The sequence below is a fragment of the Rhodococcus sp. AG1013 genome (genome assembly GCF_003350365.1).
In the GTDB taxonomy this organism is placed as follows: Bacteria; Actinomycetota; Actinomycetes; order Mycobacteriales; family Mycobacteriaceae; genus Prescottella.
Genome location: NZ_QQAT01000012.1, coordinates 1 through 12,302, shown reverse-complemented (window position 1 = coordinate 12,302; position 12,302 = coordinate 1). Strand labels below are relative to the sequence as shown.

Annotated in this window: 15 protein-coding genes and 1 pseudogene; 10 read left to right on the top strand and 6 right to left on the bottom strand. The window is 68.2% G+C overall.

Features of this window, described 5'->3' with window-relative positions; genetic code table 11:
• The first annotated feature begins 73 nt into the window (after window positions 1-73).
• From cobG to cobJ, 3 genes are read left to right on the top strand one after another with little or no spacing between them, the layout of a single operon-like run.
• On the top strand, window positions 74-1,210 hold the full coding sequence (cobG, locus tag DEU38_RS15660) for a precorrin-3B synthase (RefSeq protein WP_114722338.1): 1,137 nt from the start codon (window positions 74-76) through the stop codon (window positions 1,208-1,210).
• Between the two features lie 19 nt (window positions 1,211-1,229).
• Window positions 1,230-1,856, top strand: a complete 627-nt coding sequence (locus tag DEU38_RS15655) for a precorrin-8X methylmutase (protein WP_114722337.1) — start codon at window positions 1,230-1,232, stop codon at window positions 1,854-1,856.
• An 8-nt stretch (window positions 1,857-1,864) separates the two neighbouring features.
• Window positions 1,865-3,355 carry a precorrin-3B C(17)-methyltransferase gene (cobJ, locus tag DEU38_RS15650; protein WP_114722336.1) on the top strand — a complete coding sequence of 497 codons (1,491 nt, stop codon included), beginning with the start codon at window positions 1,865-1,867 and terminating at the stop codon, window positions 3,353-3,355.
• 45 nt (window positions 3,356-3,400) lie between these two features.
• On the opposite strand, the gene DEU38_RS15645 is transcribed toward cobJ, so the two are convergent.
• A complete protein-coding gene (locus DEU38_RS15645; RefSeq protein WP_114722335.1) occupies window positions 3,401-4,441 on the bottom strand; it encodes a GlxA family transcriptional regulator in 1,041 nt (346 codons plus the stop codon).
• 136 nt (window positions 4,442-4,577) lie between these two features.
• On the opposite strand from DEU38_RS15645, the gene DEU38_RS15640 reads away from it, so the two are divergent.
• The 5 genes and pseudogenes from DEU38_RS15640 to DEU38_RS29230 all read left to right on the top strand — a co-directional run.
• On the top strand, window positions 4,578-5,177 hold the full coding sequence (locus tag DEU38_RS15640) for an HD domain-containing protein (protein WP_181818808.1): 600 nt from the start codon (window positions 4,578-4,580) through the stop codon (window positions 5,175-5,177).
• Between the two features lie 24 nt (window positions 5,178-5,201).
• On the top strand, window positions 5,202-5,936 hold the full coding sequence (locus DEU38_RS15635) for a FadR/GntR family transcriptional regulator (protein ID WP_114722334.1): 735 nt from the start codon (window positions 5,202-5,204) through the stop codon (window positions 5,934-5,936).
• Window positions 5,933-6,619 (top strand): sterol desaturase family protein, encoded by a 687-nt coding sequence (locus DEU38_RS15630; RefSeq protein ID WP_114722333.1) that lies wholly within the window; start codon window positions 5,933-5,935, stop codon window positions 6,617-6,619. Before DEU38_RS15635 ends, DEU38_RS15630 begins: the two co-directional genes overlap by 4 nt.
• Window positions 6,620-6,677: 58 nt before the next feature.
• Window positions 6,678-7,508, top strand: a complete 831-nt coding sequence (locus DEU38_RS15625; RefSeq protein WP_258557935.1) for a CPBP family intramembrane glutamic endopeptidase — start codon at window positions 6,678-6,680, stop codon at window positions 7,506-7,508.
• A gap of 237 nt (window positions 7,509-7,745) precedes the next feature.
• Window positions 7,746-8,096: pseudogene (locus DEU38_RS29230) on the top strand (integrase core domain-containing protein); the annotation flags it as partial.
• Here DEU38_RS29230 and DEU38_RS15615 read toward each other — a convergent pair.
• Window positions 8,049-8,603: an ABATE domain-containing protein gene (locus DEU38_RS15615; RefSeq protein ID WP_114722331.1), complete on the bottom strand. Its 555-nt coding sequence runs from the start codon at window positions 8,601-8,603 to the stop codon at window positions 8,049-8,051. The pseudogene DEU38_RS29230 and the gene DEU38_RS15615 sit on opposite strands and share 48 nt — an antisense overlap.
• A 95-nt stretch (window positions 8,604-8,698) precedes the next feature.
• Between DEU38_RS15615 and DEU38_RS15610 the strand changes: the two genes are divergently transcribed.
• Together DEU38_RS15610 and DEU38_RS15605 are read left to right on the top strand one after the other, a co-directional pair.
• A complete protein-coding gene (locus DEU38_RS15610; protein ID WP_114722451.1) occupies window positions 8,699-8,992 on the top strand; it encodes a hypothetical protein in 294 nt (97 codons plus the stop codon).
• 32 nt (window positions 8,993-9,024) lie between these two features.
• Window positions 9,025-10,128, top strand: coding sequence for a DNA alkylation repair protein (locus tag DEU38_RS15605; protein WP_114722330.1), 1,104 nt, complete (start codon window positions 9,025-9,027; stop codon window positions 10,126-10,128).
• Between the two features lie 109 nt (window positions 10,129-10,237).
• On the opposite strand, the gene DEU38_RS15600 is transcribed toward DEU38_RS15605, so the two are convergent.
• From DEU38_RS15600 to DEU38_RS15585, 4 genes are all read right to left on the bottom strand, one after another.
• Window positions 10,238-10,534 (bottom strand): hypothetical protein, encoded by a 297-nt coding sequence (locus DEU38_RS15600; RefSeq protein ID WP_114722329.1) that lies wholly within the window; start codon window positions 10,532-10,534, stop codon window positions 10,238-10,240.
• 30 nt (window positions 10,535-10,564) lie between these two features.
• Window positions 10,565-11,326 carry a HEAT repeat domain-containing protein gene (locus DEU38_RS15595; protein ID WP_114722328.1) on the bottom strand — a complete coding sequence of 254 codons (762 nt, stop codon included), beginning with the start codon at window positions 11,324-11,326 and terminating at the stop codon, window positions 10,565-10,567.
• Window positions 11,323-11,808: a MarR family winged helix-turn-helix transcriptional regulator gene (locus DEU38_RS15590; protein WP_114722327.1), complete on the bottom strand. Its 486-nt coding sequence runs from the start codon at window positions 11,806-11,808 to the stop codon at window positions 11,323-11,325. The genes DEU38_RS15595 and DEU38_RS15590 overlap by 4 nt, the downstream gene beginning before the upstream one ends.
• Window positions 11,809-12,078: 270 nt before the next feature.
• On the bottom strand, window positions 12,079-12,302 hold a 224-nt coding region (locus DEU38_RS15585), incomplete at its 5' end, for an IS30 family transposase (protein WP_114722326.1).

Here is a 12,302-nt window from a genome sequence, read left to right as displayed (position 1 = left end):
CTGCCGCGGTCGCCGGTGATCCTACCGGTCAGGCGTGTGCGCACCGGCCGCCGCACTTCTCTAGCCTGGAGACGTGCCATCTCCACGCTCCGGCCCGGACAAGTGCCCGGGTGCTCTCCAGGTCCATCAGGCCGCCGACGGTCCTCTCGCCCGTGTCCGCCTCCCCGGCGGAGTCGTCACATCGCCGCAGCTCCAGACCCTGGCCGCGGCCGCGCAGGAGATCGGCAACGGCGAGATCGAGCTCACCTCGCGCGGAAATGTCCAGCTGCGCGCGGTCACCGACCCGGACGAGTTCGCGCGGCGCATCGCCGACGCCGGGCTGCTGCCGTCCACGACGCACGAGCGGGTGCGCAACATCCTCGCGTCGCCGCTGTCGGGGCGGATCGGCGGATTCGCCGACGTGCGCGGGCTGGTCACCGACCTCGACCGCGGGCTGTGCGACGACCCGGCACTGGCCGACCTGCCGGGACGGACGCTGTTCACGATCGACGACGGCCGCGGCGACGTGTCGAGCCTGCGCGGCGACTTCGGTCTCCACGCACTGCCCGACGCACGGTTCGCGCTGATCCTGGCCGGCGAGGACACCGGCGCCCGGGTGGGCGACGACGCGGTCGGCGTGCTGCTGGCGGCGGCACGAACCTTCGCCCACATCCGCGACTCCGCGTGGCGGCTGAACGAGATGCCCGGCGGCACCGAGCGCATCCTGGAGCGTCTCGGACTGGGTTACGGCGACCCGGTCGAACTGCCCGCAGCCGTCGAGCGCGGGCCGATCGGCTGGCTCGACCAGCCCGACGGACGCGTCACCCTCGGCGGCGGTCTCGCGTTCGGCACGCTGCCCGCGCGTCTCGCCGAGTTCCTCGCGGCCGTCGAGCGCCCGATCATCGTCACCCCGTGGCGCTCGCTGCTGGTGCCCGACCTCGACGAGTGGGCCGCCGAACAGGTCGTCCGGGTGCTCGCGCCGATGGGCCTGATCTTCGACGAGCACTCGCCGTATCTGCAGGTCAGCGCCTGCGCGGGACAGCCGGGCTGCGCCAAGTCGCACACCGATGTGCGGGCCGACGCGCGCACCGCGATCGAGAACGACGACCTGCCCGCCGACGGGCGTCAGCACTGGTCCGGGTGCGATCGCAAGTGCGGGCGGCCGCGCGGCGAGGTAACAGACGTGGTCTCCGGCCCCGACGGTTACCGGGTGGAAAACGAGTGTTCCTGATGCCTCTATCGTGTGGCGCATGATCGACTACATTCGCGACGGCGCGGAGATCTACCGCCAGTCCTTCGCCACCATCCGGGCCGAAGCCGACCTCGGCAGATTCCCCGCCGACGTCTCGCAGGCCGTCGTCCGGATGATCCACGCGAGCGGTCAGGTCGATCTGGTCGACGACGTCGCCTTCACCCCGAACGTGGTCGCCGACGCCCGCGAGGCCCTGCGCCGCGGCGCCCCGATCCTGTGCGACGCGAAGATGGTCGCGGCCGGAGTCACCCGCAAGCGCCTGCCGCGTGACAACGACGTGCTGTGCATGCTCGACGATCCGCGGGTCCCGGTGCTGGCCAAGGCAATCGACAACACCCGCTCGGCCGCCGCGCTCGAACTGTGGGGACCCAAGCTCGAAGGTGCGGTCGTCGCGATCGGCAACGCCCCGACCGCGCTGTTCCACCTGCTGAACATGATCGAGGCCGGCGCCCCGCGTCCCGCCGCGATCGTCGGTGGACCGGTCGGCTTCATCGGGGCCGCCGAGTCCAAGGAGGCGCTGATCGAGCACCCCGCCGGCCTCGAGTACCTGGTGGTACGCGGGCGTCGCGGCGGCAGCGCGATCACCGCCGCGGCGCTGAATGCGATTGCGAGCGAAATCGAGTGACGGACAGCATGAGCGCGGCAGGCAAGCTGTGGGGCGTCGGCATCGGGCCCGGCGACCCCGAACTGGTGACGGTCAAGGCCGCCCGGGTGATCGGTGAGGCCGACGTCATCGCGTTCCACAGCGCCCGGCACGGCCGCAGCATCTCCCGCGGCGTCGCGGCGCCGTACATGCGGGACGGCCAGATCGAGGAGCACCTCGTCTACCCGGTCACCACCGAGACGATCGACCACCCGGGCGGATACCAGGGTGCGATGGACGAGTTCTACGAACAGGCCGCCGCACGCCTGGCCGGGCACCTCGAGGCGGGACGCACCGTTGCGTTGCTCGCGGCCGGCGACCCGCTGTTCTACAGCTCGTACATGCACATGCACAAGCGTCTAGCCGACCGGTTCGAGGCCGAGGTGATCCCGGGCGTCACCGCGTTCAGCGCCGCGTCCGCAGCCCTGGCCGAGCCGCTCGTCGAGGGCGAGGAGGTGTTCACCGTCCTGCCCGGCACGCTGCCGCAGGAGGAGCTGACCCGACGCCTCCGCGAGACCGACGCCGCCGCCATCATGAAGCTCGGCCGCACATATCCCGCTGTGCGCCAAGCACTGAAGGACTCCGGCCGGATCGACGAGGCCCGCTACGTCGAGCGGGCGAGCACCGACCGTCAGCGCGTCGCCGCCGCCGACGAGGTCGCCGACGCGGACGTCCCCTACTTCTCGATCGCGATCGTCCCGAGCCCGTCGAACAACCGCGCAGAGACCGCACCGGTGCCCGGCGAGGTGGTCGTCGTCGGACTCGGCCCGGGCGACCAGGAGTGGACGACGCCGGAGGTCCGCCGCGAACTCGCCCGCGCCACCGACCTGGTCGGCTACACCACCTACATCGACCGGGTCCCGGTCCGCCCGGGTCAGCGCCGGCACGCGAGCGACAACCGAGTCGAGGCCGAGCGCGCGGCGATGGCCCTGGACATGGCCAAGCGCGGCGGACGCGTCGTCGTCGTGTCGTCCGGCGATCCCGGCGTGTTCGCGATGGCCGCCGCAGTGCTCGAGGTGGCGGCCGAGGACCAGTGGAGGGACGTCCCGGTCCGGATCCTGCCCGGCATGACCGCCGCCAACGCTGTCGCCAGCCGTGTCGGCGCCCCGCTGGGCCACGACTACGCGATGCTCTCGCTGTCGGATCGACTCAAGCCGTGGGACGTGGTCGCCAAGCGGATCTCCGCCGTCGCGGGCGCCGACATGGCGTTCGCGGTCTACAACCCGGCGTCGAAGAGTCGCACGTGGCAGGTCGCGGCGATGCGCGATCTGGTGCTCGAGCACCGCTCCCCCGACACCCCGGTGATCATCGGCCGGGACATCGCCGGGCCGCAGGAGTCGATCAAGATCGTGCGACTCGCCGATCTCGATCCCGCGGACGTCGACATGCGGTGCCTCCTGATCGTCGGGTCGTCCCAGACGACGGTCGTGGAGAACCCGCACGGCACAACGGTGTTCACGCCGCGGCACTACCCGGGCTGAGCCCACGTCGGGACGGGTGCCCACCGCGGTAGGTACCCGTCCCGATCACGCGCTGCGATCCGTTGTGCCGCCCGGACCGAGCGGGCGGACCGTGAACCGACGGCGGTACTCGCCCGGACTCAGACCGTGATGGCGGACGAAGCTGCGGTGGAGCCCCGCCACGGATCCGAAACCGGCCCTCGCCGCCACCGTCGGCAGCGGAGCGTCGGTGTGAACCAGCTGTTCGACCGCGGCCTGGATGCGCATACGTTCGACCACGGCCCCCGGTGTGCTTCCCGCCTCGTCGCGGAACAGCCGGGCGAGGTGACGTGGGGAGACGTTCACGCGGCGGGCCAGTGCCTCGACGGAAAGATCCTCGACCAGGTGCGCGGGGATCCACGCGAGCAGTTCGCCCAACCGGTCGGAAGTCGAGCGCGGCGGGCCCAGGTAGGCGCTGAACTGCTGCTGGCCGCCGGGGCGGCGCAGGTAGACGACCATCCACTGGGCGACGCGCCGGGCGAGGTCGTCGCCGTGATCGGCCGCCACGAGGGCCAGCGCGAGGTCGATTCCGGCAGATACTCCCGCTGAGCTCCACACCGGGCCGTCCTCGACGAAGATCGCGTCGGCGACGACCTCCACCTCGGGATGCTCGGACGCGAGAACGTCAGCGGTGGACCAGTGCGTCGTCGCCCGGCGTCCGTCGAACAGCCCTGCGGCAGCGGCGATGTGCGCACCGGTGCAGACCGAGGCGATTCTCCGGGCCACGCCACCGGACTCCACCAGCCACGCCACCAGCTCCGGATCGATCAGCGGACGGACGCCGCCGGCACCGACGACGAGTCCGCCGGGAACGAGGAGGGTGCCGACCTCCGGCCCGAGATCGTGCCACGAGCGTTCGGCGACCAGCGGAACACCCACGGAAGTGCGCACGAAACCCCGCCGCGCCGCGACGAGCACCACCTCGTAGTCGGCACTACCGCGACCGACCCGCTCGGCGGTACCGAAGACCTGCATGGGGCCGGCGACGTCGAGCATCTCGACACCGTCGAACACCGCGATCGCCACCAGATGTGGGAGGCCGGGACCGGCTTCCTTCCGCTCACTCATGTCAGCGAGTCTGGCAGTCCTCCGCGTCAGGACAACAAGCCCGACCGTTCATGTCCGTATATGCAATGAAGGAGTCATTGCAGACGCGAGGTGGGGCGATGACGATCGTGGGGTACCCGAACGAAACGGAGACCCCATGGCCGTCACCATTCCCGACTCGCCCACCGCGCTCGCCGCAGCCGACTTCGCGCGCGTCGCGGCGCCGCAGTTCCTGCTCAACCACAGCTACCGCACCTACCTCTTCGGGATGTCGGCGGTCACCGACGACGTCGACCGGGAGGCCGCGTTCGTGGCGGCGATGATCCACGACCTCGGGCTCACCGATCGCCATCGCGGCACCGACGAGTTCGCGGTCGTCGGCGCCGACCTCGCCGCAAAGATCCTGACCGAGCACGGATGGGAGCTGGACCGCATCCTCCTCGTCGAGCAGGCGATCCTGCGGCACACCAATCTGATTCCCGAGGACGATCCGACCCACCGGGTCGTCCAGGTGGGGGCGCAGATCGACGTGGCCGGATTCGGTGCCGAATCCATCGACCGAGTGAACCTCGTGGCGGTCCTGAAGCACTACCCGCGGCTCGACTTCGTACCGCGAATGCGCACGGTCTTCCTCGACGAGGCACACCGGCACCCCGCCGGCGTGTTCGCACAGCTGGAGAACGCCGTCACACTCTCCGAGCGCTTGTCCACCAACCCGATCGACCTCGAGAGCTGGTCTGACCACTTGACCACCTGATGTCCGACGCCTAGCGTCTGTGATATGGATCTCACCCCGGTGCGTCGTCGGTCGATCCCCGACGACGTCTTCGAGCAGTTGCTGGATGGCGTCGTCGGCGGCCGGTTGGCGCCCGGGGAGGAACTGCTCAGCGAGCGGCGGATGGCGGAGGCGCTCGGTGTCTCGCGTCCCGCGGTCCGCGAGGCGGTGAGCCGGATCGCCGCGATGGGACTGGTCGACGTCCGGCAGGGCGGGGCCACTGTCGTCACCGATCTGCGCCGACGGGCCGGGCTGGATCTGCTCCCCCGGCTCCTGGCCCGCGGCGGCGAGATCGACCTCACCGTCGCGCGCAGCATCCTCGAGGCCCGGTTGTGGAACGGCCCCAAGGTCGCGGAGCTGGCGGCCACACGCGCCGGCGACAATCTCGCGACCTCGCTGGGCGCCGTCCTCGACGAGCTCGAGGCCGACGCCGATCCGGTGCGACGTCAGCGGCTGGCGCTGGACTTCTGGGATCTGGTGGTCGACGGCGCGGATTCGATCACCTTCCGGCTGATGTTCAACACACTGCGCATGTCGTACGAACCGATGCTCGACGCCCTCGCGGTGGTGATGGCGGCCGAGGTGAACGAGGTCGACCGTTACCGGGCCATCGTCGACGCGATCCGTCGCCGTGAACCGGACGTGGCCTTCGAGGCCGCGCACGCTCTGCTCGAACCCGCCACCGCGCTGATCGCCGGCGCTCTCGGCTTTGCCGGCGACAACTTCGAGGAGAACTCGTGACCACAACCCGCACGAACTCGCCGGCCTTCGGGCGAAACGTCGCCCTCGGGGGCGCCTTCCGTGAGTTCGTCCGCCACCCGAGCCCGTGGATCATCGGCGTCCTGTTCGTCGGTGCGCTCACCGCCCGCCTGATCGTCGGCACCTGGAGTTGGGCGGACGCCCTCGTACCCGCGGTGATGCTCGCGCTGTTCCCGTTGCTGGAGTGGATCATCCACGTCTTCGTACTGCACTGGCGTCCACGTCGTGTCGTCGGACTCACGGTCGATCCGCTGCTCGCCCGCAAGCATCGCGCGCACCACACCGATCCGCGCGACATCCCGCTGGACTTCATTCCCGCGCCGGTGTTCGTGTGGCTGGTGCCGCTGCTGCTCGCGGTCACGGTGTTCGTCGCGCCCCGGATCGAGCTCGGGCTGACGTTCCTCACCGTCATCACAGCACTCGGAATGATCTACGAGTGGACGCACTTCCTCATCCACACCGACTACCGGCCGAAAACAGCGCTGTACAAATCGACATGGCGCCACCACCGCAACCACCACTACCGCAACGAGCACTACTGGTTCACGGTCACCACGTCGGGTACCGCCGACCGCCTGCTCGGTACCGAACCCGATCCCGACTCCGTCGCCAAATCGCCCACCGCGAAGCACCTGCACGGTATCGAATTCAGCGCGGGCCCCTAGCCAGGTGTGAGGTGCGGCTCGGTCAGCGCCCCGCGGCCGCGGTGTCTACGATCAGCCAGTGACGCATCAACGTGTTGAAGCAGTCGGCTGGCGACGCCCCAGCGCGTGGATGGCAATCGGGCTGATCGTGGCCTACCTCGTGTTCTACCTGTTGGTTGGGTGGCTGATCACGACGATCTTCGCCGGCGAGATCGACACGGACAACGTCCTGAGTTCGGCGCCCAGCATCCTGTTCGCTATGGCCTTGCCGATCGCGATCGGCGCCATCGCGCTGTTGATCGTCACTGTCCGGCTCGGCCTGCTCGGGAAGATCTTCGGGCCCCAACCCATTCGCGGACGCGGCTGGATGTGGATCGGCCCCGTGCTGGTTGTGGCCGCGATCATCGCACACCTGACGGGGACGGACTGGAGTTCGTGGACCGGCGGCCAGATCGCGGCAATGTTCGTGTTGGGAGGCTGCGTCGGCATTGCCGAGGAGTTCGCCACCCGAGGACTGGTGGTCCAGATCCTGCGGGACGCCCGCCACAGCGAGAAGTTCGTCGCGGCGATCTCGTCGTTGATGTTCGCGCTAATGCACTCGGTGAACCTCATCTCCGGGATGGAACTGACCACCGTCGGTGCCACCGTGATCTACACCTTCGCCTTCGGCATGTGCATGTACCTCACGATGCGCGTGACCGGCACCATCTGGGCTGCGATCGTTCTTCACGCCCTCACCGATCCGACGACGTTCCTGTCCTCGGGTGGCGTGGACACCACCGTCGGCACCTCCAACAGCGGCAGTGCGATCGCGGCACTGATCACGATCGTGCTCGTCGTGTTCGGTTTCGTCGCAGCGCTCCTCGTCCGAGGCAAGGTCGAAGCAGCCCAGTCTGCGCCCGCAGCTTGACCTCCCGGCCGGCCGCGTCAATCCCCGCGGCCGGCCATTGTTGTGCCACAACATAATTCAAAACCACCTCAGACGGCCCCGAACCACCCCAGGACCACACACCCCACCGAGCTCGAGCACCACGCCCACCCCCACACGCCGGCCCCCACCCGGGCATGCCATCACCCCAGCTCAACCCGCATAAAGCCCCCACACCCGAACGGGTGGGAACCGCGCCAGCACTTTCTGCCCGCCGCCCACCAGATCACCGTCAAACGTGTCCTCACCGACAACAGATCCTGCTACCGGTCAAAGGACTTCGCCGTCGCGCTCGGTCCAGTCGTCCACAAGCGCACCAGCCGGTACCGGCCGCAGACCAACGGCAAGGTCGAACGGTTCAACCGCACCCTCGCCGCGGAATGGGCCTACGGCGACGCCTACACCTCCGAAGCTGCTCGCACAGCGACCTATCGACAGTGAGTGCATCACTCTAATCACCGCCGACCCCACACCGGGATCGACGGCAAGTCGCCCATCGCACAACGTCCCTGGGAACTACACCTAGGTCACATTGGACGCACGCCCGCCTCTGTGATGTCGACGGGTTGATCGGGCACGGGACCCGCATCGCTCGGTGCACCAGCCCTGGTTCCTTCTGCGCGGAACGAAGAACATGCCGCAACTGGGTGCGGGGCAACGGCGGACGGTGAACGTATCGGGCGCGGCTATGAGCTGCAACGTCTCTCTCGCGAGTTCCGCGTCGACCGGGCCCCCGCGTCCGACTTGCCGGAGGAGGCCGGCCTCGTCGAGCTCGAGCACCAACGGCGCATCGGCGGCTAGCCCGTTGATCCGTGCGCGCAGGTGGGGCGGCAACGGCTCCGATTTGTGCGCAGCATCGAGAGCCTCTCGCACGACAGCGCGGAGCTCGACCAGTCGCTCCAGTGGCATTCGGGCCAGTCGATCGTCCGACACCTGCTGCCGCCACCGGGCAGTCAGCGCGGGATCGGTGAAGAAGTCGAGGTCCTCGCCGCGGCTCGCCCCCACGATCACGGTGTTCGCCAGGTCGAGCGCGCGACCTTCCCCGATCCACGGCATCTCATCCACGTCACGAATCACCCGTCCAATCCTAACGGATTCAGCTCTACAAAACCGTGATACGTTGTCACGGTCTTGAGACACTAAAACCGTGACAATCTGCTTGGAGGATGAGCGTGAGCAACACAATCGAGTACGTGCGATTCGAGGCCGCCGACCCGGATGCCCTGGTAGCGGCTCGCGGACGGATGGTGACAGTTCTCGAGGAGCGCTACGGCAGCGACTTCCTGGGTGCCCACCTCGCCCGATTCGACGACGGATCGCTGATGGACTTTCTGATCTGGGCCTCGCCGGAAGCTGCCGAGCGCGCGGCGCGGGAGATGCCCGAGGAGGGTCGCGCACAGGAGTTCTTCCGCGAGATCGGTGACGTCCACGAGATGCGGCACGCGACCGTTCTGCACACCGCATAGGTCCAGGAGACGAAAGAGGGGAGTTCGGTGCCGTGCCTACAGCGGACGAATTGTTGAACGCGCGGACGGTCAAGCAGCTGGCCGACTGTCTGACACGAGCGCACGCGGGTCCTGTTCCGCGGCTGCGCGGGTGCGGCACCGAACTGTCCGGTCGACGATTCTCGGAGCGTGTCGAGTCAATCCGTGACGCTCTGCTTGCCGACCTCCCTGCGGACTTCGGCTCTTTCGCTGCGCTACTGCGTACGGCGCTCGACGGCGAGGAATTCGCCGGTTGGATGATCTTCCCGGTTACCGAGGCGGTCGCTGTGCGAGGTATCGAGTTCGTCGAACCCGCACTCGGGCTCCTGGCTGACCTGACGCCGCGACTGACCGCGGAGACGGCCGTTCGCCCCTTCCTGCGGGTCGCCCAGGATCGCACACTCTCCGTGGTCGAATCCTGGACCCGCCATCCAGATGCCCATGTGCGACGGCTCGCGAGCGAGTCCACTCGACCCCGGTTGCCGTGGGCTGTTCGGGTTCCCGGCCTGACCGCCGATCCCCGGCCGACGCTGCCGATCCTCGACGCCCTGTATCGCGACGACTCCGAGTACGTGCGGCGATCGGTGGCCAACCACCTCAACGACATCAGCCACGATCACCCGGACCTGGCCGTCGCTGTCGCCACTCGATGGGCACACGTTCCCGACGCGTCCACCGCGTGGGTCCTCCGCCACGGACTGCGCACGCTCGTCAAGAAGGGGCACCCAGGAGCTCTGGGGCTGTTGGGGTACTCCGCCGACACACCGGTACACGTCGCAGGACCCGTGGTGCGCACAGAGTTCGTGGCCATCGGCGACAGCCTCGAGTTCGGCTGCACCATCACGAACACAGGGCCCGGACCGGCGGCGTACCTCGTGGACTATTCCGTACATCTCCTTCGGGCCAACGGATCCCATGTGGCGAAAGTGTTCAAACTCTCGTCGCGCACCCTCGAGGCCGGAGCCGAGTGGTCGATCGTCCGGCGCCACAACTTCGCGCCGATCACGACGAGGCGCTACTACCCAGGAACGCACTACCTTCAGATGCAGGTCAACGGTGTGCCGCACCCGGCGACCCAGTTCGAGCTCACCGCCGCCGATTCGCCGCGTCGTACCTGATCGGCGGTCCGCCTCGACGTGACACAACAGCCGACGCGGACCGGATGGACCGACTGCCGGGACTGCCCCGGGTTCAGTTGATCTGATCTGTGAAAGCTGTGGCGGTGATCTATTCGGGAGTGCCGTAGGTCATTCTCATCGTCTCGGGCTTGTTGATGAGGGTCATCAGATGGGTGAACGCATCTGTGCCGGCGACCATACCCATCGAGGTCTGCGCGGTGGTGAGCGTGTCCCATCGGTAGTCGAGAATCCATCCGTCATCGACATCTGCCGCGCGGTATAGGTCGCGCGACTGGAATCCGCCGATAGCGCGCAGCTCGTGATCGAGCGCCTCCAGCGCGTGCTCGAGGTCCCGGCGTTCGACGTTCGGGTGGGTGGTGAACTCGATGATCTCGATAACGGACATGAGCGTCCTTTCTGAATCGTTTGTATGGATCTAGATGGATCGGAGTGCTCGAGTGGCGATGCGTTCAGTGGCGGCCCCCGTTCCGGCGTGGAGCCATTGCTCGCAGAGAGCCCGGGCCCAGTCCGGGTTGGTCTTCGCGGCGTCGTTGATCCAGTTCGCTACCGAGTCCTGCACGTACCGGGAGGGGTCGGCGCGGAGCCGCTCGAGGATGGGCAGGCCCCGGCCGGGATCTTCTTTCAGCTCGGGGATGTGCGTAGCCCAAACCCCGCGAGGCCGTAGCGCTTCGCTCGCGAACCGTCGTATGCGCTCGGACCCGTCGCCGGCCCATCCGGAGAGGAGCTGAATGCTCGTGTTCAATTCGGCGGCCAGCGCCGGGCGCACGGCCATCCACGCCCACTCGCGTACCGCGAAATGAGGGTCGTCGGCCAACGGACGTACCGCCGCCAAGAGACCCTCGACGTCGGGACCGGTTGTGCCGGCGATCATGAAGCACACCCAGCAGCGGACCGTGTCCGACTGGTGTGTGGCGAGCACTACCCAGCCTTCGACGTCCAAGTAGTGGCCGAGCGCGGCACCGATGCGCTGCATCCGTTTGAGGATGCCCAACGACTGCGCCTCTGCGACGGCGGCACGCAGCTCAACGTCCGCGTCGGGGATGACGCTGTGGAGCAGGGTTACATGATCGACGGCCAAGGCCTCGGCGAGCGTGCGCGATGCCACCCGCCCCTGGCTCAGCGCAGTCAGGTGGTCAGCGTCGATACCGGCGCGCCGTCGCGCCCCGCGCCCGTTCATCCTTCGTCACCGCTGCGGAGGTTGCGTTGGATCGCGATCATCGTGCGGGCCGCAACCTCACGATTCTCGGCGCTGATCCCTCCGCCGAGCTGACGTAACCAGTCCGCATAGATCGGGGTGAGGGTGGCGACGAGCTGTTCGCCCGGTGCGGTGACATGGAGCGCGAGCGAGCGCCGATCACCCGCCTTTCCGTCCCTCGCGACCAGCCCTCGGCGTTCAAGGCCGTCGAGCAGTCCGGTGACCGTTGCCCGTGTGACATCAAGACGATCAGCGAGCAAGCCAGGGGTGATCCCCGGCTCCGCGCCGACCGCCAGCAGCGCGGCCAGTCGCCCCTCCGACAGATCATGGCCGGCGAGGAGCTCGGCGCACGCCGCATCGATCCGACGCGCCGTCGTCAGCAGCGTCATCACCAGCCGCGCCAACTCGTCCGCGCCGATCCGAGACAGCAACAGCTCTTCCTTCACGCCCACCCAAGTATTCATTAGCCGCCATACTATCAGGTGGCTTACTTCCCCCCTGTAGCTGGCGTGGCAGCTCGCTGGCGGCGTCGCACGGCTCCGACTGGTTAAGAAGGGTGGCTATCACCACCCCTCGGAGGACTATTCGCATGCCGGGCACTCGACGGACGCTGGGGGGTCTCGGAAATCGACCACTCGTCGAGAGAGGCCCCTCGACCGAAAGGAACCCGCCGCCATGCCGCCCACGAACCGGCTGGTGGATTCCAGCGGTCGGCGCAACCCGGGTCGGTTGAATCACACGACGAGCAGTCTGCGCAGGCGCTCAGCCGGTGTGTCCCAGCCGAGCGTTTTGCGGGGGCGGTCGTTGAGTTCAGCGGCGACGGTATCGAGGTGCTGACGGCTGTGGACGGACAGATCCGTCCCTTTCGGGAAGTGTTGCCGCAGTAGACCATTGGTGTTCTCGTTCGATCCTCGCCGCCAGGGGCTGGCGGGATCACAGAAGTAGGCAGGGATGTCGG

Bases quoted from the DNA above. Each gene is read 5' to 3' on its own strand.
- DEU38_RS15655 (WP_114722337.1), top strand. From the start codon at position 1,230: ATGATCGACTACATTCGCGACGGCGCGGAGATCTACCGCCAGTCCTTC.
- cobJ (WP_114722336.1), top strand. From the start codon at position 1,865: ATGAGCGCGGCAGGCAAGCTGTGGGGCGTCGGCATCGGGCCCGGCGAC.
- DEU38_RS15645 (WP_114722335.1), bottom strand. From the start codon at position 4,441: ATGAGTGAGCGGAAGGAAGCCGGTCCCGGCCTCCCACATCTGGTGGCG.
- DEU38_RS15640 (WP_181818808.1), top strand. From the start codon at position 4,578: ATGGCCGTCACCATTCCCGACTCGCCCACCGCGCTCGCCGCAGCCGAC.
- DEU38_RS15635 (WP_114722334.1), top strand. From the start codon at position 5,202: ATGGATCTCACCCCGGTGCGTCGTCGGTCGATCCCCGACGACGTCTTC.
- DEU38_RS15600 (WP_114722329.1), bottom strand. From the start codon at position 10,534: ATGTCCGTTATCGAGATCATCGAGTTCACCACCCACCCGAACGTCGAA.
- DEU38_RS15595 (WP_114722328.1), bottom strand. From the start codon at position 11,326: ATGAACGGGCGCGGGGCGCGACGGCGCGCCGGTATCGACGCTGACCAC.
- DEU38_RS15590 (WP_114722327.1), bottom strand. From the start codon at position 11,808: ATGAATACTTGGGTGGGCGTGAAGGAAGAGCTGTTGCTGTCTCGGATC.